A 19371-nucleotide genomic window follows, 5' to 3' on the forward strand; every position below is an offset into this window, starting at 1 on the left:
GTGACCTCGGCCGCTGGTCGACGCCACCCGAAGTGGCGGTGGGATTCGAACCCACGTCTCCCCGATTGGAAGCGGAAGTAGCCGTTGCCTGCGCACCGGGAGGTGCCCCATGACGGTAGGCCCGCGATGCCACGCCAACAACCCCATTTCGCATCCGCTGTCGAGGACTCCCGGGCGGCGAGGCTGCCGAAGGGCAAGGACCCTAGATCATGGACAGGACCAGCGCGGTCGAGGCCGCCAGCTCCCGATCGAACACCTCGTCGCGCGGGACGAACACCATGGCCTGCCCCTCGCCGAGCACGACGTCTTCCTGACGCGCGGTGGTGACGCCATGGAAGACGTGCACCGTCACCGTGTGCCCGAAGCCCGCCTCGTACGGGCGCGGACCGCTCCACAGCAGGCGCAGCTCACCGGCTGTCAGGCCGGTCTCCTCCAGCAGCTCGCGGCGGGCCGCCTGCTCGGGCGACTCGCCGGGCTCGATGTGACCGCCGGGAAGGCTCCACTGGTTGGGTGAGACGGGCGCGTGCTCGTCGCGATGCTGCATCAGCACCGACCCGGAGGCGTCGACGAGAAGGACGAGGGCGACGTCGTAGGTGGCCATGCACGAGACCATGCCATGCTGGCCGGCCCCCGTCGCCGGTCGTCGAGCGTACCCTCCGTGAATGGGTTTGGATGATCTTCCGGTGGTGGAGTTCGGGTTCCCCGGGCCGCTGCGGGACACGCTCGTGGCCGCGATCCTGGCCGGCGCGAAGACCTCCACGTCCGCGCTGCTGCTCGGCTACGAGCACGCGAACGAGCCGCTGCCGGAGGTCGGTCAGCGATCCGCGGTGGTGGACTCGCAGGGGCGGCGGGTGGCGGCGATCGAGTTGACCGAGGTGCGGGTGGTCGGGCTCGCCGACGTGGACCTGGAGCACGCCCTGGCCGAGGGCGAGGGAGACGAGTCGGTGGCGCAGTGGCGGGCGGGGCACGAGTCGTTCTGGCACAGCGCGCAGGTGCGCGCCGAATTGGGTGACCCCGACTTCACGGTCGACGACGACACCCTGGTGGTGACCAAGCGCTTCCGGCTGCTGCACGTGCTCTGAGCTGCCCGGGTGGCGGCTACAGCATCGCGAGCGGGACCAGCCGTACGACGTCGACCCCGTCGAGTTCCATCAGCTCGGACACCCCCGGGCCCTTCTTGTCCAAGGGCACCTCGAACCGCCAGGAGTCGTGTCCCATCTGTGGTTCGAGCTGCGTGGCCAGCTCGCCCTTGCCCTGGCAGCGCGTGCGCAGGCGTTCGTACGCGGCGGCCCGGTCCTCGAAGTCGACCGACTGGGCGGTCGGCAGTGCCCGGACGGCCTGCTCCACGGCTGTCCGCTGCTCGCCGGTCGCGGCCGACTTCAGGCGGACGACGATCCCGATCCGCGAGGGCATGGGATGGACGTCCGCGACCTTGAGTGCGACATCCGCGACGCCGTCCACGTCGGCCATCACCAGCTCGACCGCCTCGGCGATCGGTGCGTCGGTGACCGTGGCGTGGAGCAGTTCCGGCACGTACTCCGGCTTGACTTTCGCCAACAGGTCGGGACTGTCCTTCAAGGTCTCCTTCTGGTGCTCGTACGCTTGCTCGCGGGTTTCGAAGGTCACCTCCTCGACGCTGGGCATCGACCTCAGTCGCTGCTCCACGGCGCTCTTCCGTTCCGCCGTGACGTCGGTGTCCAGGATGACGGTCAGTGCGACGGTCGTGGACTCCGCGGGCTTCGAGGTACAGGCAGACAGGCCGAGCAGGAGGACGAATGCCAGGGACGGGGCGAGGCGACGCATGGGCGGAGATCGTAACGACCCTTCGTCAACGCCGCTGCCCGAGTTCGGCCAGCGGTGCGCGGGCGAGATCCGCCGGGTAGTCGTGGGGATCCCAGCATCGTGGCTGGTCTTCGTAACCTGGATCCGCGAGACTCCCCGGTATGGGTGATCGTTCTCGCCGGTGGGCGTGGGTCGGAGTGCTCGTCATCGGGCTGATCCTGTATCTGGCGGTGCTGCGGACCCTCGTCCGCACCCAGAACCCGAACTTCGTGCCGGCACTGATCCTGCTCGGCGCGACCCTGGCTCCCCTGACGTTCCTCACGTTCGCCCAGGCCCGTACCGGGCGTTGGCAGGTGCCGGCGTCGGTGCTGGTGACATCGGCGTTCTTCGGCGGGGTGATCGGCACGGTGGTCGCCGGCACCCTGGAGTACGACACTCTGCGCGGCCTCGGCGCCCTGCCCATGCTGTTCGTGGCACTGATCGAGGAGTCGGCGAAGCTGATCGTCCCCGTGGTGCTGCTGTTCACGGCCCTGGCGCAGCACCGTCGCCGTCTGCCGTCCGACGGCCTGGTCATCGGTGTGGCCGCCGGCATGGGTTTCGCCGCGTTGGAGACGATGGGGTACGCCTTCACCGCGCTGCTGAGCTCGCAGGGCAACATCGGCGCGGTGGAGCAGACCCTGTTCATCCGTGGTCTGACCGCGCCCGCCGGGCACACCGCGTGGACCGGGCTCACCGCCGGAGCGCTGTGGGCGCTGCTGGCCAGCCCGAGCGTCGGCCGGCTGTTCGGGTTCCTCGGCACCTTCCTCGGCGTCGTCGTCCTGCACACCCTCTGGGACACGTTCTCGGGTTCGCTGGTCTTCGTCGTACTGGCGATCGTCAGCATCGGCTGGCTGTTCTGGGAGCTGCACCGCTACCGGACCTTCGGTGATCGCCTGGCGGTCCAGCACCCGTCGAACTGATCGCGGCCCTCCTACACCGCGCCGTCGGCGGCCAGCGCGAAATGGCCCGCTCTGCTGATCCCGCTGCGGCCGGGCCGGCACCTCATCTACTGTCGGACTGTTCACATTTAGTGGCTTTCGTCGGGAAGGTGCAGCGATGGGGGTGCGCCGCTGGGTCGAGAGATGGCCGCTCTACCGCCAGCTCACCGGCACCGACCCGCTCGGGCGGGGCGCGGCGGCCAAGTCGGCCCTGTCACTGTCGCTGACCGCCCGTACCGACACCGCCGACTCGGTCGCCCGGTCGGTCTGTCCGTACTGCGCGGTGGGTTGTGGCCAGCGGGTGTTCGTCAAGGACGGGCAGGTCACACAGATCGAGGGTGACCCGGACAGTCCGATCTCGCGGGGCCGGCTCTGCCCGAAGGGTTCGGCGAGCAAGAGCCTCGTGACCAGTCCGTTGCGGCAGACGACAGTCCGTTACCGGCGGCCGTACGGCACCGAGTGGGAGGATCTCGACCTCGACACGGCGATGCACATGATCGCCGATCGGGTCCTGGCTGCCCGGGACGAGACCTGGGAAGACCGTGACGACGAGGGCCGGCCGCTGAACCGGACGTTGGGGATCTCCAGTCTGGGTGGGGCGACGCTGGACAACGAGGAGAACTACCTCATCAAGAAGTTGTTCACCGCGATGGGGGCGTTGCAGATCGAGAACCAGGCGCGTATTTGACACTCCGCCACCGTCCCCGGTCTGGGGGCCAGTTTCGGTCGTGGCGGTGCGACGGATTTCCAGCAGGACATCGCCAACGCTGACGTCATCGTCATCCAGGGTTCGAACATGGCCGAGGCGCACCCGGTGGGTTTCCAGTGGGTGATGGAGGCCAAGCGCCGTGGGGCGAAGGTGTTCCATGTCGACCCGCGGTTCACGCGGACGAGCGCGGTGGCGGATGCGTACCTGCCGATCCGGGCGGGCACCGACATCGCCCTGCTCGGCGGCGTGATCCGCTACATCCTCGACAACGAGCTGGACTTCCGCGAGTACGTCGTGGCGTACACCAACGCCGCCACCATCGTGACCGAGGAATACCGGGACACCGAGGACCTGCACGGGCTCTTCTCCGGCTTCGCCAAGGACAACGCCAGCTACGACCAGACCAGTTGGCAGTACGAGGGCGTCGAGGAGAACATCCCTCCCCGGGACACCGAGACGCAGCGGGAAACGGCGGCCGGGCTGGAGCACGAGTCGCACGGGGCGCCGGTGGGCGGCGACACCCAGCGGGACGAGACGTTGCAGCATCCGCGCTGCGTCTACCAGATCCTCAAGCGGCACTTCTCCCGCTACACCCCGGAGATGGTGGAGCGGGTCTGCGGCATTCCGCAGGAGAAGTTCCTCGAGCTGGCCCAGGCGTGGACGGCCAACTCCGGCCGCGACCGCACGGGCATGCTGATCTACTCGGTGGGGTGGACGCAGCACAGCGTGGGCGTGCAGTACATCCGCGCCGGGGCGATCATCCAGCTGCTGCTGGGCAACATGGGCCGGCCCGGTGGCGGCGTCATGGCGCTGCGGGGTCACGCCAGCATCCAGGGCTCCACCGACGTTCCGACGCTGTTCAATCTGCTGCCCGGCTACCTGCCGATGCCGCACCACGCCGACCACCCGACCCTCGACGAGTGGGTGGACAGCATCCGGCACCCCGGCCAGAAGGGCTTCTGGGGTGACGCGCGCGCCTACGGCGTGAACTTGCTCAAGGCGTACTGGGGTGACGCGGCCACCGCCGACAACGACTACTGCTACGGCTACCTGCCCCGGATGACCGGCGATCACGGCACCTACCAGCAGGTGCTCAACATGATCGACGGGAAGATCAAGGGGTACTTCCTGCTCGGGCAGAACCCCGCGGTCGGCTCGGCGCACGCCCGGGCGCAGCGCCTCGGCATGGCCAACCTCGACTGGCTTGTCGTGCGGGACCTGTTCATGGTCGAGAGCGCCACGTTCTGGCAGCATGCCCCGGAGATCGAGACGGGCGAGATCGTGCCGGGGGAGTGTCGTACCGAGGTGTTCTTCCTGCCGGCCGCCTCGCACGTGGAGAAGGAGGGGACGTTCACCCAGACGCAGCGCCTGTTGCAGTGGCGGGAGAAGGCTGTCGAGCCGCCGGGCGACGCCCGCTCCGAGCTGTGGTTCTTCTACCACCTCGGCCGCATCGTCAGGGAACGGCTGGCCGACTCGAAGCTGCCGCGTGACCGGGCGCTGCTCGACCTCACCTGGAACTACCCCACGCACGGTCCGCACGCCGAACCGAGCGCCGAGTCGGTGCTGTGCGAGATCAACGGGTACGAGGTGGCCAGCGGTCGACCGCTGTCGAGCTCCACGGAGATGAAGGACGACGGCTCCACCGCCGGTGGCTGCTGGATCTACACAGGGGTGTACGCCGACGGCGTCAACCAGGCGGCGCGCCGCAAGCCCGGCTCGGAGCAGTCCTCGGTGGCACTCGAATGGGGTTGGGCGTGGCCGTCCAACCGGCGGATCCTCTACAACCGCGCCTCGGCCGACCCGGAGGGCAGGCCGTGGAGTGAGCGCAAGAAGTACGTGTGGTGGGACGCGGAGAAGGCCGAGTGGACCGGCTACGACGTGCCGGACTTCGAGAAGACCAAACCCCCGTCGTACCGGCCGCCGGCCGACGCGTCCGGGCCGGCGGGGATCGCCGGCGACGATCCGTTCATCATGCAGGGCGACGGCAAGGGCTGGCTGTACGCGCCCACCGGCGTCCTGGACGGGCCGCTGCCCACCCACTACGAGCCGATCGAGTCACCGGTGCGCAACCCGCTCTACCGCCAGCAGGCCAACCCGGCACGCAAGGTGTACACGCATCCGATCAACACGCTCAACCCCAGCCCGCCGGAGCCGTACAGCGACGTCTTCCCGTGCATCTTCACGGTCAGCCGGCTCACCGAGCATCACACCGCAGGCGGCATGAGCCGGACCGTGCCGCAGCTCGCCGAGTTGCAGCCGGAGATGTTCATGGAGGTGTCTCCGGAACTGGCCGCCCAACGCGGCCTGACGCACCTGGGCTGGGCGCACCTGGTCACCGCCCGCGCGGCCGTCGAGGCGAAGGTCCTGGTGACCGACCGGATCACCCCGCTGCGGGTGGACGACCGGATCATCCACCAGGTCTGGCTGCCGTACCACTTCGGTTACGAGGGTCTGGTCACCGGCGACTCGGCCAACGACCTGTTCGGCATCACCCTCGACCCCAACGTCCTCATCCAGGAGAGCAAGGTCGGCACGTGCGACGTGCGGCCCGGCCGACGTCCGAGGGGCCAGGATCTGCTGAACCTCGTCTTCGACTACCGGCGACGGTCGGGGCACCTGAGCCACCGCTACCCGCCGCTGATCACGACCGACGTCGCCGACAGCAGCAGCGACCAGGAGGACTGAGCGATGCCCCACGCCAACGCCCTGTACGGGCCGCTCGATCCGGCGCCGGACGCCGGCTATGTGGACGCGCCGCCGCGGATGGGGTTCTTCACCGACACGAGCGTGTGTATCGGGTGCAAGGCGTGCGAGGTGGCCTGCAAGGAGTGGAACGGCGTTCCGGGAAGTGGCCTGGATCTGCTGGGCATGTCGTACGACAACACCGGGGCGTTGACCGCGAACTCGTGGCGACACGTCGCGTTCATCGAGCAGCCACGCCCGTTCGGCCGGGAGACGCCGGCGTTCGAGGGCTATCCGGACGGGCCGGCGGTCAGCCCGGCGACGGCGGCTGTGAGCGCGCGGACCAGCACCGACACCGGCACGGACCCGGGTCTGCCCACCGGCTCGCCGGTCGCGGCGGCCCGCATGTCGGGCGGTCCGGAGTTCCTCGGTATGCCGGGTGGGCAGCCGCCGGGGCGGGGCACTGGTGTGGAGGGTCGGTCGGATTTTCGGTGGTTGATGATGTCGGATGTGTGTAAGCACTGCACGCATGCGGCTTGTTTGGATGTGTGTCCGACGGGTTCGTTGTTCCGGACGGAGTTCGGGACGGTGGTGGTGCAGGAGGACATCTGTAATGGGTGTGGGTACTGCATTTCGGCGTGTCCGTATGGGGTGATCGATCAGCGTAAGGGTGATGGTCGGGCGTGGAAGTGCACGCTGTGTTATGACCGGTTGGGTGCGGGGATGACGCCCGCGTGCGCGCAGGCGTGTCCGACGGAGTCGATTCAGTACGGGCCCCTGGACGAGTTGCGGGAGCGGGCGGCGGCGCGGGTGCAGACGTTGCACGAGCGCGGGGTGCCCGAGGCGCGGTTGTACGGGGAGGATCCGAACGACGGTGTGGGTGGTGACGGGGCGTTCTTCTTGCTGCTGGATGAGCCGGAGGTGTATGGGTTGCCGCCGGATCCGGTGGTGACCACGCGGGATCTGCCGGCGATGTGGAAACGCGCCGGCCTCGCCGCGCTGACGATGGCCGCCGCCACGGCGCTGGCGTTCCTGGGCAGGCGGCCATGACCGACGCGATGCCACCGCACGAGCCGGTCGGCGCCCGGTTCCGCGAGTTCCCGGCCCACCTCGACCAGCCCGACGGGCAGCGCCGGGGTCGCGGCCACGGCGGCGAGCAGCTCACCGTGCCGCCGGCCGACTTCAGCTCCTACTACGGCCGGCCGATCCTCAAACCGCCGGTGTGGAAGCACGACATCGCCGGCTACCTGCTCAGCGGTGGCCTCGCCGCCGGCGGCGCGCTGATCGGCGCGGGAGCGCAACTGACCGGACGCCCCGCCCTGCGCCGCGTGGGCCGCTGGACGGCCCTTGGCGGCACCCTCGCCAGCGCGTACCTGCTGGTGCACGACCTCGGTCGGCCGGACCGTTTCCACCACATGCTCCGGGTCGCCAAGCTGACCTCGCCGATGTCGGTGGGCACCTGGATCCTCACCGCCTTCGGGCCGGCCGCCGGTGTGGCGGCGGTCGCCGAGCTCGCGCCCCGGCTCCCGCAGCACGGCGTGCTCGGCCTGGCCCGCCGGCTCGCGCCCACCGTCGGCGACGTCGCCGGCCTGGCCGCCGCGGCCACCGGCCCGGCGCTGGCCACGTACACCGGCGTCCTGCTCGCCGACACCGCCGTACCGGCCTGGCACGACGCGTACCCCTTCCTGCCGTTCGTCTTCGCCGGCAGCGCGCTCGCCGCCGCGTCCGGGGTCGGCCTGATCGCGGCGCCGTCCGCGGAGACTGCCCCGCTGCGGCGCCTCGCCCTCGCCGCCGCGACCGTCGAGGTGATCAGCGGTCATCGGCTGGAGCGACTGGGACTTACCAGCGAGCCGTACGTGCGCGGCCGCAGCGGTCGGCTGGTCAAGGCGGGCCGGGTGCTGCTCAGCGTGGGCACCGCCGCGGCACTGCTCAGCCGGCGCAGCCGGGCCCTGTCGGTGCTCTCCGGCGTGGCCCTGGTGGCCTCGTCGGTCGCCACCCGGTTCGGGATCTTCGAGGCGGGCAGGGTGTCGGCGCGCGATCCGAAGTACACAGTGATACCCCAGCGGGAGCGCCTCGCCGAGCACGGACCGACGGTGGACGACGGCCGACGATGAGCGCATCGCGGACGGGCAGCGCCCTCGGGGGCACTGCCCGTTCGGCCGCCACGACCCTCAGCCGGTGAACAGCTTCGCGGCCGTGATGACGGTCTCGACGATGCCGTAGCCGAGCAGCGCCGCGACGAGCAGCCAGGACAACCAGAGCCGCCCGGTCTGGCCGCCGACGTGCTCGGGCACCGGTGGCGTGCTCTGCGGGCCGAGGGCGACCGGCTCGGTGACGCTGGCCTTCGCCACGGGCGAGGTCGGACCCCGGTCGGGCTCGTGGAAACGGTCGGGCACGGCGCGGACCAGCAGGTTGGCCACGAAGCCGATGGCGAGCACGCCGACCATGGTGAACAGCGCGGGTCGGTACGCCGACGCGGTGAGCGTTCCGGGCTTGCCCTGGCTGTCGAGGATCCCGTTGACGATCAGCGGGCCGGCGACGCCCGCCGCCGACCAGGCCGTCAGCAGCCGGCCGTGGATGGCGCCGACCTGGAAGGTGCCGAAGAGATCCCGCAGGTACGCGGGCATGGTGGCGAAGCCGCCGCCGTAGAAGGAGATGATCAGGGCGGCGATCAGCACGAAGAGCGCCGTCGCGGCGTGCCCGGCCACGGCGAGCAGGGCGTAGAGCACCATGCCGACGCCGAGGTAGACCAGGTATATCGGCTTGCGACCGATCACGTCCGACGTCGTCGACCAGACGAACCGGCCCGCCATGTTGAACAGCGACAGCACACCCACGAAGCCGGCCGCCGCCGACACCGAGACCGCGGTGGAACCGTTGTCCCGGAAAAAGTCCTGGATCATCGGGCTGGCCTGCTCCAGGATGCCGATACCCGCCGTGACGTTGCAGAACAGCACGATCCACAGCAGCCAGAACGAACGGGTCCGCACGGCGTTGGACGCGGACACGCTCGCCCTCGTCACCAGCGACCGGGTGGCGACGCGGGCGGGGTCGAACCCAGCGGGTCGCCAGTCCGGCGGAGGAACCCGGACGTTGAACGGTCCGAACATCATGATCACGAAGTAGCCGATGCCGAACGTGACGAAGAGCCCCACCAGCGCAGACCCCGAGGCCACCGCTTTGGGGTTGGCGGGGTTGTAGCCGGCGTCGTAGAGCGACAGCAGTTGGCGCGCGAGCGGGCCGGCGACCAGAGCGCCGCCGCCGAACCCCATGATCGCCAAACCGGTGGCGAGACCCGGCCGGTCCGGGAACCACTTGATCAGCGTGGAGACGGGCGAGATGTAGCCGATGCCCAGCCCGATGCCGCCGATGACGCCGTAACCGAGGTAGAGCAGCCAGAGTTGCCGGGTCGCGATGCCGAGCGCGCCGACCAGGAACCCGGTGGCCCAGAAACAGGCGGAGACGAACATGGCCCGGCGGGGGCCGTTGCGCTCCACCCACCGGCCGCCCACCGCCGCCGACGAACCCAGCATGACGATGGCGATGCTGAAGATCGCCCCGATCGCCGTCTGGCTGACGTCGAAGTGCGCGATGAGGGAGTTCTTGTAGACGCTCGTCGCGTAGACCTGGCCGATGCAGACGTGCACGGCCAGCGCCGCGGTCGGGATGAGCCAGCGGCTGTATCCCGGGGGAGCGACGGTGTGCCGAGGGTCGAATACCGACAGCATGGGCTCCGCACCTCCTGCGGCTGAGTGGGCAGGCGGCGAGACGGAGCTGTTCCCCGTACCGTCGTATTGCCCACTGAGCGGAATCCGCGCATGCCCGGATGACGCCGGGCCGGGGAATCGCACCGGACTCCCGGCGGATGACCGAGCGGCTTGCGCCGCCACCTGGCGGCCCGAAGCGCGTCCGGCGTTCGCCGTTGATCGGCTGTAGCTCACGTTACGTGGTCGCCGGACCGCGGCTCGCGATTACGGGAAAACGGGCTGATCCGGCTCGTCGCCTGTCGGCGCGGGCCAGGGCGGGGAGCCGACGCCGGTGATCCGCACACCACCCCAGGCGTCAACCTCGGCCAGCCGGGCGGGCCGGGCCCGGTCGGCGATGCGAAGCTCGACGTCGCGCCGACCGGAGCGCAGCAGGTGGGCCACTCCGGGCTCGGGCTCGATCCGGCCACCCCAGTGGTAACGGCCGTCGACCGGCTCCCACCGACCGCTGAGGTGCACCCGCACCGGGGTGCCCGCGACGCTCGCCGGGCCGTGGTAGCTCACGGCACGATTCGCTCGTGCGCGCGGGTCAGCTCGCGCGGCAGGTCGGCGCTGGCGCGGACCCCCTGGATCCCGCTCCACAGCAGCGTGGTCAGGTAGTCGGTGAGGGCCGCGCGGCTGATCGGCTGGCCGCGGGTCGTCCACCAGTCGCCGACCGCCTGAACGAAGCCCACCAGGCCGTACGCCCAGGGCTCCGCCGGGCCGGCGTCCAGGCCCAGGGCGCGGAGCCGGTCGCCGATCACGCGGGCCAGCCCGGCAGCCACCTGCCGACTGGTCCCGGAGACGACCTGGTGGATGCCGGGGTCACCGGACCGGTGGATCAGGAACCGGTAGAGCGTCGGCTGGGACTCGATGACGCCGAGGTACGCGTCGATCGTCGCCTCGACCAGGTCGCGCTCCTCGCGGACCCGCGCGATGGCCGGAGCGATCGTGTCGACGACCTGGGCCGACAACCGCTCGCTCACGGCGATCCAGAGCTGCGACTTGTCGTCGAAGTACCGGTAGAGGACCGGCTTGCTGACGCCGGCGGTGGCGGCCACCTGCTCCATGTCGACCTCGGGGCCGTGCCGCAGCAACGCCTGCACGGCCGCCTCGACCAGCGCCTGCCTGCGCTGCTCACGGTGGTTGGCCCAGCGGTCCCGGCGGCCGTTGCCCGTCACCGTTCGGCCGTCGCCGGTGGACGCGGCCGGCGGCTGGGGTCCATTGACATCGATGCGCGGCGCTTGCATGCTACTACAGGTAACAGTTACTGCCAGTCACGTCAATGTGGAGGAGTCATGGAGGCGGCGGAACCCGAGGACTCGGCGGTCGCCGAACGGCTGCTCACGTCGTCGCTGCGCACCAGCTACGACCCGGTGGTCGAGATCGACTGGGACGCGCCGCACACCCCGGGCGCCTACTGGCTCCCGCCGCACCGCAGCAGCCTCTACGGCACGGCGCTCTGGTCGGGCCTGCGCGAAGAGCAGCGCGTCGAACTCACCAAGCACGAGGTGGCCAGCACGGCCAGCGCCGGTCTGTGGTTCGAGACGATCCTCATGCAGATGCTGATCCGGCACTACTACGACGCCGACCCGACCAGCCCGCGCGCCCAGTACGCGCTGACCGAGGTCGCCGACGAGTGCCGGCACTCGATCATGTTCGGTCGGCTGATCGAGGCGATGGGCTGTCCCGTCTACCGGGCGGACCCGTTCGACCACCTGCTCGGCCGGTTCCTCAAGGCGACCGCCAGCGGCCCCCGGATGTACGCCGCGATCCTCGTCGCCGAGGAGATCCTCGACGCGTTCCAGCGCGAGATCATGGCGGACGAGTCTCTTCAGCCGCTCATCCGGATGGTCTCGCGCATCCACGTCGTCGAGGAGGCGCGACACGTCCGGTTCGCCCGCGACGAGCTGGCCCGCCAGGTCGCGGCTGCCGGACCGGTCGGCATGGCGTACGCCCGGCTGCTGGTCGGTCGCGCCGCACACTCGATCGCCAACCGTCTCGTCCACCCCGACGCGTACGCGGCGGTGGGTATCCCGCCGGCGGTGGGCCGGGCCGCCGCCCGCGCCAACCCGTACTGGCAGGCCACGCTGCGGTGGTCGGCGGCCCGGGTGCACGACCACCTCGCGGGCGTCGGGCTGGTGGGCGGGCCGGGGCGGCTGTTGTGGGCTCGGGCGGGGCTGATCTGACGGCCGTCGTCCGGCCGGGGCGCGGCGTCGACGGGTCTGCCGGCGGTGGGGGGCGGCCGGACGTGGCGATGAACTGCCCACATCAGGCAGCCGTCAGGCACGCCCGATCCGCGGCTCGTGCCGGCCAGTGAGGCGCAACCCGACACCGCGTACGGCCTCGATCGTGGCACCGGCGCCGAGGTCCCGCAACTTGCGTCGCAGCCGCTTCACCAGCGACTGCACGTCCGCTCTGCGCTCGCGCCCCTCGTCGTGCCAGACCGACCGGTGCAGCTCGGCGTAGCTCCAGATCCGGACCGGCTCGGTGATCAGGCAGGTCAGCAGGTCGTGTTCCAGTCGGGTCAGGTCGACCTCGCGACCCCCGTACCGTGCGGTGGACCGGGCCGAGTCGATGACCAGGGCGGGGCCGGGCTCGACAGTGGGCGTCGGGGTCGACGGTGGCTCGCCGAGCGGGCCGGCCCGTTGCTGCGGGATCGCGATCAGCCGGCGCAGCTCGTCGAGGTCGGCCACCAACAGCAGCGGCGCGATCCCGTCGAGGCGCTCCGCGAGCCGGATGCGCTCGGTCGGCGACGGCGTCACCGCGATCAGCAGCGGAAACGGTTCGTCGGCCGGATCAGCCCCGTCCACCGCCGTCTCGTCGTCCTCGGCCACCACACCGCCCGGGATCGATGGGCTTCCCTGCCCAGTTATCGTCATGGTCCTGACAATGATTGGCAAGCGCGCCGCCAGCAGGGCAACCGTTAGCGACAAGTTGCTCACAGCAAGTTCTTGATCGTCCTTTCCTCTCGATCATAGTGTCCACTCGGGCAACCGGCGTGACCCGCGCGGTGCATGGGGAGGCATGAGGGGTCCGTTCGCTCGGTTCCGTCGAGCTGGATCTCGCGCACTCCTCACCATGGCCCACTACACCCCTGGGTCGTTCTGAGGGAGGCAGCACCGATGTTCAGACGTCCACAATGGAGACGCACGGCCAGATCGCTGGTCAGCGCCAGCGCGGCGATGATCCTCGCCGCCACATGCCTGGCCAGCGTTGGCTCCGGCGCGCAGGCCGCGCCCGGTTCGCTGGGAGCGGGCACCGCCGCCGGGGACAAGATCCGACCGGAGCTCGCCCGCCAGCTTGAGGCCAAGAGCGCAGGGGACTTCTGGATTCGGTTCAAGGACCGGGCCGACCTGAGCAAGGCCAGTGCCATCAAGGACTGGACGAAGCGCGGCGCCGCCGTCGCGCAGACGCTGCGGGAGACCGCCGCCGCCAGCCAGGGCAAGATCCGCGCCGAACTCGACAGCTCGGGTACGAAGTACCAGACCTTCTGGGCCACCAACGCCATCAAGGTGAACAGCGGCTCCCTGGCGATGGCGCAGAAGTTCGCCGCCCACGCGGAGGTCGAGGGCCTCTACGCCCCGGTCGCCTACAAGCTGCCGGAACTCACCAAGGGCACCGACGAGAAGACCGTCAACTCCGTCGAGTGGGGCGTTGCCAACATCAACGCCGACGACGTCTGGTCCCAGTACGGCGTCACCGGCGAGGGCGTCACCATCGCGAGCATCGACAGCGGTGTGCAGTACGACCACCCGGCGTTGGTGAACTCCTACCGCGGCAACAACGGGGACGGCACGTTCGACCACAACTACAACTGGTTCAACGCCGCCGGGACGTGCGCCGACGCACCGTGCGACGACGACGGGCACGGTACGCACACCATGGGCACCATGGCCGGCTCCGCCGGCACGAACCAGATCGGTGTCGCGCCCGGGGTCAAGTGGATCGCGGCGAACGGCTGCTGCCCGACCGACGCGGCGCTGATCGAATCCGGTCAGTGGATGCTCGAACCGACCGACCTGAGCGGTCAGAACCCGGACGCCAGCAAGCGGCCGAACATCATCAACAACTCCTGGGGCACCCGGGAGCCGTCCAACGAGCCCTTCATGGAGGACGTGACGCTGGCCTGGGCCGCGTCGGGCATCTTCGGGGTGTTCTCCAACGGCAACAGTGGGCCGGCGTGCCAGACCAGCGGCTCGCCGGGCAGCCTGGCCAGCAACTACTCGGCCGGCGCGTACGACGTCAACAACACCATCGCCAGCTTCTCGGCGCGCGGCGTCGGGCAGAACGGTGAGATCAAGCCCAACATCTCCGCTCCGGGCGTGAACGTCCGGTCGAGTGTTCCCGGCAACGGGTACGGCACCGCCAGCGGCACGTCGATGGCCGCCCCACACCTGGTGGGCGCGATCGCCCTGCTGTACTCGGCGGCGCCGTCGCTGATCGGTGACGTCAACGGGACCCGCGCGCTGCTCAACGGCACCGCGATCGACAAGGCCGACGCCCAGTGCGGCGGCACCGCCGCGGACAACAACGTCTGGGGTGAGGGCCGGCTGGACGCCCTCGCGCTGCTCAACGCCGCCCCGACCGGCGATGTCGGCACCCTGGCCGGCACGGTCACCGACGCGGCCACCGGCGCACCGATCGCCGGCGCGACCCTGACCCTCACCGGTCCGACCTCGCGTGAGATCACCACCGGCGCCGACGGCACCTACTCGACCCAGGTCCCGACCGGCGACTACCAGGTCGTCGTGTCGGCATTCGGCTACGGCAGCACCACGAAGTCCGCGACTGTCGCCAACCGCGCGACGACGACGCTCAACGTCGCCCTGACGGCGGTGCCGCGCGTCAACGTCACCGGCGCGGTCACCGACGGCTCCGGCCACGGCTGGCCGCTGTACGCGAAGGTGACCGTGAGCGGCCCGTCCGGCGTGTACGACTACACGACGCCCTCGAACGGCCGCTACAGCATCACGCTGCCGGCCGGGCAGACGTACACCCTGACGTACGAGTCGCAGTACCCGGGCTACCAGAGGGTCACCAAGGAGGTCGTGGTCGGGACGCGGAACGTGACCGCCAACGTCGCGGTGCCGGTGGACACCACCAGGTGCACGACGGCCCCCGGCTACACGTTCGGCTCCGACGGCGAGTACGAGACCTTCGACGCGCCGACCACCCCGGCCGGCTGGACGGTGGTGGACAACGCGGGCAGCGGTCAGGTCTGGAAGTTCACCGACGACGGCGGCCGGGGCAACCTGACCGGTGGCACCGGCAACTTCGCGATGATCGACAGTGATGACTACGGCGCGGGCACCAGCCAGGACACCTCCCTGGTCAGCCCGGTGGTCGACCTGACCGGCGTCGCGGCCCCGGTCATCCGGTTCAACCAGGACTTCAACCAGCTCAACGACGACACCGCCGACGTCGACCTGAGCATCGACAATGGCGCGACCTGGACGAACGTGCTCCGGCAGGAGACCGACGTCCGGGGCCCGAAGCTCACCGAGATCCCGATCCCGCAGGCGGCCGGCAAGGCGCAGGTCCAGGTGCGGTTCCACTACTACGACGCCTCGTACGAGTGGTGGTGGGAGGTCGACAACGTCCTCATCGGCAGCCAGGTCACCTGCGTGCCGGTCGACGGTGGCCTGGTCGTGGGCAACGTCCGCGACAAGAACGACAACAGCTACGTCAACGGCGCCACCGTCACCAGCAACGACCGGCCCGCCGAGAAGGCGGTCACCGTGGCGACCCCGGACGACCCGGGACTGCCCGACGGGTTCTACTGGATCTACTCGACGCTGACCGGCACCCACAAGTTCACCGCGACGGCCGGCAACTATGTCAGCCAGAGCAAGCAGGTCGACGTCGAGCCCGACTGGGCCACCGCCGCGAACTTCGTCCTCGCGGCCGGCCGGTTGTCGGTGACGCCCACCCAGTTGAGCGCCACGGTCCAGATGCCCAACGGGAAGGCCACCAGGACGTTCACCGTGACCAACACCGGCGGAGCGCCGGTCGAGGTCGGCTTCGGTGAGCGGGACAACGGCTTCGAGCTGCTGCGGGCGGACGGTTCCCGGGTGACCCGGCAGCAGGTGCTCGGCGCGGCCGGCGCACCGGAGCAGCGGCTGAGCGTCCCGACGTCGTTCGCGGCCCGGGCGTCCGGCAAGGCGACGTCGGCGACCTCCGCCGCGGCCAGCCCGCAGGCCGCTCCGTGGACGGACATCACCGACTACCCGGGCAACATCATGGACAACCGGGTGGTCACCCTGGACGGCAAGGTCTACTCGATCGGTGGTGGCGACGGTAGCGCCTCCACCGCGAAGACCTACGCCTACGACCCGGTCGCGCAGACCTGGACGGCGGCAGCCGACCTGCCGGGCGCCCGCAACGCGCTGACCGTGGGCGTGGTCGGCGGGAAGATCATCGCAACGGGTGGCTGGGGCGCCGAGGGCCCCGACGCCGCCACCTGGTCGTACGACCCGGGGGCCAACAGCTGGACCGAACTGGCCGACAACCCCGCCCCCCGGGCGGCGGCCGGACAGGCGGTCGTCGACGGCAAGCTCTACGCCGTGGGCGGCTGCACGACCTCGGCATGCCTGCCGATGTCGAACACCGTGGTCCGCTACGACCCGGGCACCGACGCCTGGGAGACGCTGGCGAACTACCCGAAGTCGGTGGCCTTCGTCTCCTGCGGCGGGATCGACGGCGTTCTGTACTGCACCGGCGGCAACGACGGCACCGCGGCGCAGAAGGCCAGCTACGCGTACGACCCGGGTGCCAACACGTGGACCGCCATCGCCGACGCGCCGACGGACAACTGGGCCAGCTCGTACGCGGTTGCCAGCGGCAAGCTCCTCGTCGTGGGCGGTTCGCAGGGCGGCGCCATCAGCAACGCCGGCTTCGCCTACGACCCGGCCACCAGCTCGTGGTCGAACCTGCCGAACGCCAACACCGCCCGGTACCGGGGCGGCGCGGCGTGTGGCTTCTACAAGATCGGTGGCTCGTCCGGCAGCTTCAACGCGGCGCCGGACAGTGAGGTGCTGCCGGGCTTCGAGGGGTGCGTCGAGGCGGCGGCCGACGTCAGCTGGATGACGATCGACAAGTCGACGGTCACCCTCGCGCCGGGTGAGAAGGTCACGGTCACCGTCGGGATGACGGCGAACGTGGACCAGCCGGGCACCTACTCGGGTGCGGTCACGATCAAGGAGAACACGCCGTACTCGGTGGCGCCGGTGGCGGTGACCATGACGGCGACGCCCCCGAAGACCTGGGGCAAGCTGATGGGCACGGTGACCGGGACGAGTTGCCAGGGCGCGACCTCGCCGATCGCCGGGGCGGTCGTCCAGGTCGACTCGTGGGCGATGTCGTGGACGTTCGCGACCGACAGCGCCGGCAAGTACGCCTACTGGGTGGACCGTCGGAACAACCCGCTCACGATGATCGTCGCCAAGGACGGCTGGAAGCCCCAGACCCGTCAGACGAGGATCGACACCGCCACTCCGGCGGTGGAGGACTTCGGGTTGAAGCCCATCCGGTGCTGACACCTGAGCGGTAAGCGGTAGCAAACCGGTCCGGCCCGCCTGGTCCTCGACCAGGCGGGCCGGACCAGCCTTCGCGACGGGTCGGGCGTGCGCTCAGACGGGCGCGAGCCGGAAGCCGACGCCGCGGACCGCGTGGATCGTGGTGGCGGCGTCGAGCCGGGCGAGCTTGCGACGCACCCGGCGAACCACGGAGTGCATGTCGGACCCGCGGCCGAGGTGCCGGTTGCCCCAGACCTCGAGGTGCAGTCGCTCGTACGTCCAGACCTGCCCGGGGGCGTCGACCAGGCAGAGCAGCACGTCGTGCTCCAGTCGGGTCAGGTCGATCTCCTGGTCGCGCCAGCGCAGCACCCGGCGGTCGGAGTCGACGCTCAGATCCGGCGGCGGTTGCGGGCTCGGCGTCACCTCCGCGAGCACGGTCTGGACGGGGGGAGGTGCGTCGGGGGGAGTCTCGACCACCCCGAGGAACTCCCGCGCCTGGTCCACGTTCGAGACGATCAGGAAGGCGTCGGTCCCGCCGAGTAGACGGGCCAACTGCCGGCGCTCAGCCGGCGAGGACGCGATGCCGATGACCAGCGAGGCGACCGGAATTCCCTGCATTGCCCAACCCCTTCCGGTTCCCCACAATCACTCCGGATGGTTTTCGCACCGCCGAGGACGTCCATCGATCGGCGTCCTGACCCTAGTGGTGGCTCGTCTCGGCTGGGTAAAACATAGTTGCATGTAAGCATGTGAATGAGGCCTGACGTCACGGCTGTGCGGACGGCTTGGCGACAACAGGGGCCGGCGGGGTTTCGGAGAGCGGGATCGCCCGGTTTTTTCCGGTGGTGACCGGCGGTTGTGACAGAACGAAGACAATCCACGGACGGCGTCCGGACCTGGCGGGCCGAGCATTGTCGACATGTCTCACGGATCGTCGTACCCCATCGGCCGGTCCTCGCCCGACCCCGCGCGGGCGCTGCCGTCCGACCGTGCTGCCGCCCCGCCAGGTCTGCGGCTGTTCGGAGCGGCTGTTTGTTTCCTGCTCGCGCTGGGCCTCACCGGCGTGCTGTTCGTGTGGACCGACTGGGGTCAGTGGATCGACGGGCTGCTCCTGCCGCGTGCCGAACGCGGTGGCGGATACGAGCAGTCAGACGATCTGTTCGGGCCGGCGACTGTCGTCCTGCGGCACTTCGGCCGGCCGACGCTGCTCGCCGTCCTGCTCGCCGGGGTGCTGATGGTGGGTCTGCTCGGTCGCCGGCCGCTGGCCGGCGTCGTGGGCGTGGGCATGGTGCTCTGCGCGGTCGTGACGGCCGGTGCGGTGAAGTCCGCACTGCCCCGTCCAGACTTCGCGATCGAGGGCTCGACCACCCACAACAGCTTCCCCAGCGGCCACGTCGCGGTCGCGACGGCTCTGGTGCTGGCCTACCTGCTGGTCCTACCGGGCTGGGCCCGCCGGTGGTTGGTCGTGCCGGGCGCGGCGGGTGTCTCGGTGATCGGCGCGGCCACCATGATCGCGGGCTGGCACCGGTTCAGTGACGTGCTCGGTGGCGTCCTGCTGAGTGCGGCGCTGTTCTGCCTGGCCGCGGCGGCGCTGACGGTCCGACGCGCCGGTGCCGCGCCGTGCCCGCCGGCCACGCCGGTCGCCGGTCACGCCTGGCGCCCGTTCGCCGAGGGGGTGGTGGGGTTGATCGTGCTCGGCTGGGTGGTTGGGGTGCTGCTGCCCGGTCTCGCCGCCGCGCTGCCGTGGGGGCCGCTCGTGGCGATTCTGGCGGCGGCCGGGCTGACGGTGCTGGCGGTGGGCATAGCGGTCTTCCTGGTGCGGTCGGTGGAGTTCGCCGGGCCGGTGGATCCGCCGCAGCGGCGGCCGGCCCAACCGGGGGCCATGGAGCGCCTGATGGTGACGGACAGCCGGACGGCAGGGCGCTGACGGGTCGATATCCGACCGTGAGACATCGACCAAA

General features: G+C 70.4%; 15 protein-coding genes. 8 read left to right on the forward strand and 7 right to left on the reverse strand.

Annotated features, from left to right (window positions below):
• Positions 1-202: 202 nt before the first annotated feature.
• A complete protein-coding gene (locus tag ACGGAQ_RS22485) occupies positions 203-601 on the reverse strand; it encodes an NUDIX domain-containing protein (RefSeq protein ID WP_393052179.1) in 399 nt (132 codons plus the stop codon).
• Between the two features lie 61 nt (positions 602-662).
• Between ACGGAQ_RS22485 and ACGGAQ_RS22490 the strand changes: the two genes are divergently transcribed.
• A complete protein-coding gene (locus ACGGAQ_RS22490; RefSeq protein WP_393052181.1) occupies positions 663-1082 on the forward strand; it encodes an ASCH domain-containing protein in 420 nt (139 codons plus the stop codon).
• 16 nt (positions 1083-1098) lie between these two features.
• Here ACGGAQ_RS22490 and ACGGAQ_RS22495 read toward each other — a convergent pair whose 3' ends face one another.
• Positions 1099-1803: a permease-like cell division protein FtsX gene (locus ACGGAQ_RS22495; protein WP_393052183.1), complete on the reverse strand. Its 705-nt coding sequence runs from the start codon at positions 1801-1803 to the stop codon at positions 1099-1101.
• A gap of 140 nt (positions 1804-1943) precedes the next feature.
• Between ACGGAQ_RS22495 and ACGGAQ_RS22500 the strand changes: the two genes are divergently transcribed.
• From ACGGAQ_RS22500 to nrfD, 4 genes are all read left to right on the forward strand, one after another.
• Positions 1944-2741 (forward strand): PrsW family intramembrane metalloprotease, encoded by a 798-nt coding sequence (locus ACGGAQ_RS22500; RefSeq protein ID WP_354856811.1) that lies wholly within the window; start codon positions 1944-1946, stop codon positions 2739-2741.
• 136 nt (positions 2742-2877) lie between these two features.
• Entirely contained in the window at positions 2878-6153 is a 3276-nt protein-coding gene (gene fdh, locus ACGGAQ_RS22505) for a formate dehydrogenase (protein ID WP_393052185.1), read from the forward strand.
• Between the two features lie 3 nt (positions 6154-6156).
• Positions 6157-7200, forward strand: a complete 1044-nt coding sequence (locus tag ACGGAQ_RS22510) for a 4Fe-4S dicluster domain-containing protein (RefSeq protein ID WP_393052187.1) — start codon at positions 6157-6159, stop codon at positions 7198-7200.
• Positions 7197-8264: an NrfD/PsrC family molybdoenzyme membrane anchor subunit gene (nrfD, locus tag ACGGAQ_RS22515; RefSeq protein ID WP_393052189.1), complete on the forward strand. Its 1068-nt coding sequence runs from the start codon at positions 7197-7199 to the stop codon at positions 8262-8264. The genes ACGGAQ_RS22510 and nrfD overlap by 4 nt, the downstream gene beginning before the upstream one ends.
• A gap of 57 nt (positions 8265-8321) precedes the next feature.
• Here the strand turns inward: nrfD and ACGGAQ_RS22520 are convergent, their stop codons facing one another.
• The 3 genes from ACGGAQ_RS22520 to ACGGAQ_RS22530 all read right to left on the reverse strand — a co-directional run bounded on the left by ACGGAQ_RS22520 (position 8322) and on the right by ACGGAQ_RS22530 (position 11074).
• Positions 8322-9878, reverse strand: coding sequence for an OFA family MFS transporter (locus ACGGAQ_RS22520; RefSeq protein WP_393052191.1), 1557 nt, complete (start codon positions 9876-9878; stop codon positions 8322-8324).
• A gap of 243 nt (positions 9879-10121) precedes the next feature.
• Positions 10122-10418 (reverse strand): DUF4873 domain-containing protein, encoded by a 297-nt coding sequence (locus ACGGAQ_RS22525; protein WP_393052193.1) that lies wholly within the window; start codon positions 10416-10418, stop codon positions 10122-10124.
• Complete coding sequence (locus ACGGAQ_RS22530; RefSeq protein WP_393052195.1) at positions 10415-11074, reverse strand: TetR family transcriptional regulator; 660 nt, start codon at positions 11072-11074, stop codon at positions 10415-10417. Before ACGGAQ_RS22530 ends, ACGGAQ_RS22525 begins: the two co-directional genes overlap by 4 nt.
• A gap of 117 nt (positions 11075-11191) precedes the next feature.
• Between ACGGAQ_RS22530 and ACGGAQ_RS22535 the strand changes: the two genes are divergently transcribed.
• Positions 11192-12082 (forward strand): diiron oxygenase, encoded by an 891-nt coding sequence (locus ACGGAQ_RS22535; protein ID WP_393052197.1) that lies wholly within the window; start codon positions 11192-11194, stop codon positions 12080-12082.
• A gap of 93 nt (positions 12083-12175) precedes the next feature.
• Here ACGGAQ_RS22535 and ACGGAQ_RS22540 read toward each other — a convergent pair whose 3' ends face one another.
• Positions 12176-12775 carry a winged helix-turn-helix domain-containing protein gene (locus tag ACGGAQ_RS22540; protein WP_355066440.1) on the reverse strand — a complete coding sequence of 200 codons (600 nt, stop codon included), beginning with the start codon at positions 12773-12775 and terminating at the stop codon, positions 12176-12178.
• Positions 12776-13018: 243 nt separating this feature from the next.
• Here ACGGAQ_RS22540 and ACGGAQ_RS22545 point away from each other — a divergent pair, with 243 nt between their 5' ends.
• Positions 13019-17431, forward strand: a complete 4413-nt coding sequence (locus ACGGAQ_RS22545) for a S8 family serine peptidase (RefSeq protein ID WP_393052199.1) — start codon at positions 13019-13021, stop codon at positions 17429-17431.
• A 93-nt stretch (positions 17432-17524) separates the two neighbouring features.
• On the opposite strand, the gene ACGGAQ_RS22550 is transcribed toward ACGGAQ_RS22545, so the two are convergent.
• Complete coding sequence (locus ACGGAQ_RS22550) at positions 17525-18028, reverse strand: winged helix-turn-helix domain-containing protein (protein WP_393052201.1); 504 nt, start codon at positions 18026-18028, stop codon at positions 17525-17527.
• Positions 18029-18329: 301 nt separating this feature from the next.
• Between ACGGAQ_RS22550 and ACGGAQ_RS22555 the strand changes: the two genes are divergently transcribed.
• A complete protein-coding gene (locus ACGGAQ_RS22555; RefSeq protein ID WP_393052203.1) occupies positions 18330-19337 on the forward strand; it encodes a phosphatase PAP2 family protein in 1008 nt (335 codons plus the stop codon).
• Positions 19338-19371 lie beyond the last annotated feature (34 nt).

The organism is Micromonospora sp. NPDC047557, assembly GCF_043205095.1.
Taxonomy (GTDB): domain Bacteria; phylum Actinomycetota; class Actinomycetes; order Mycobacteriales; family Micromonosporaceae; genus Micromonospora.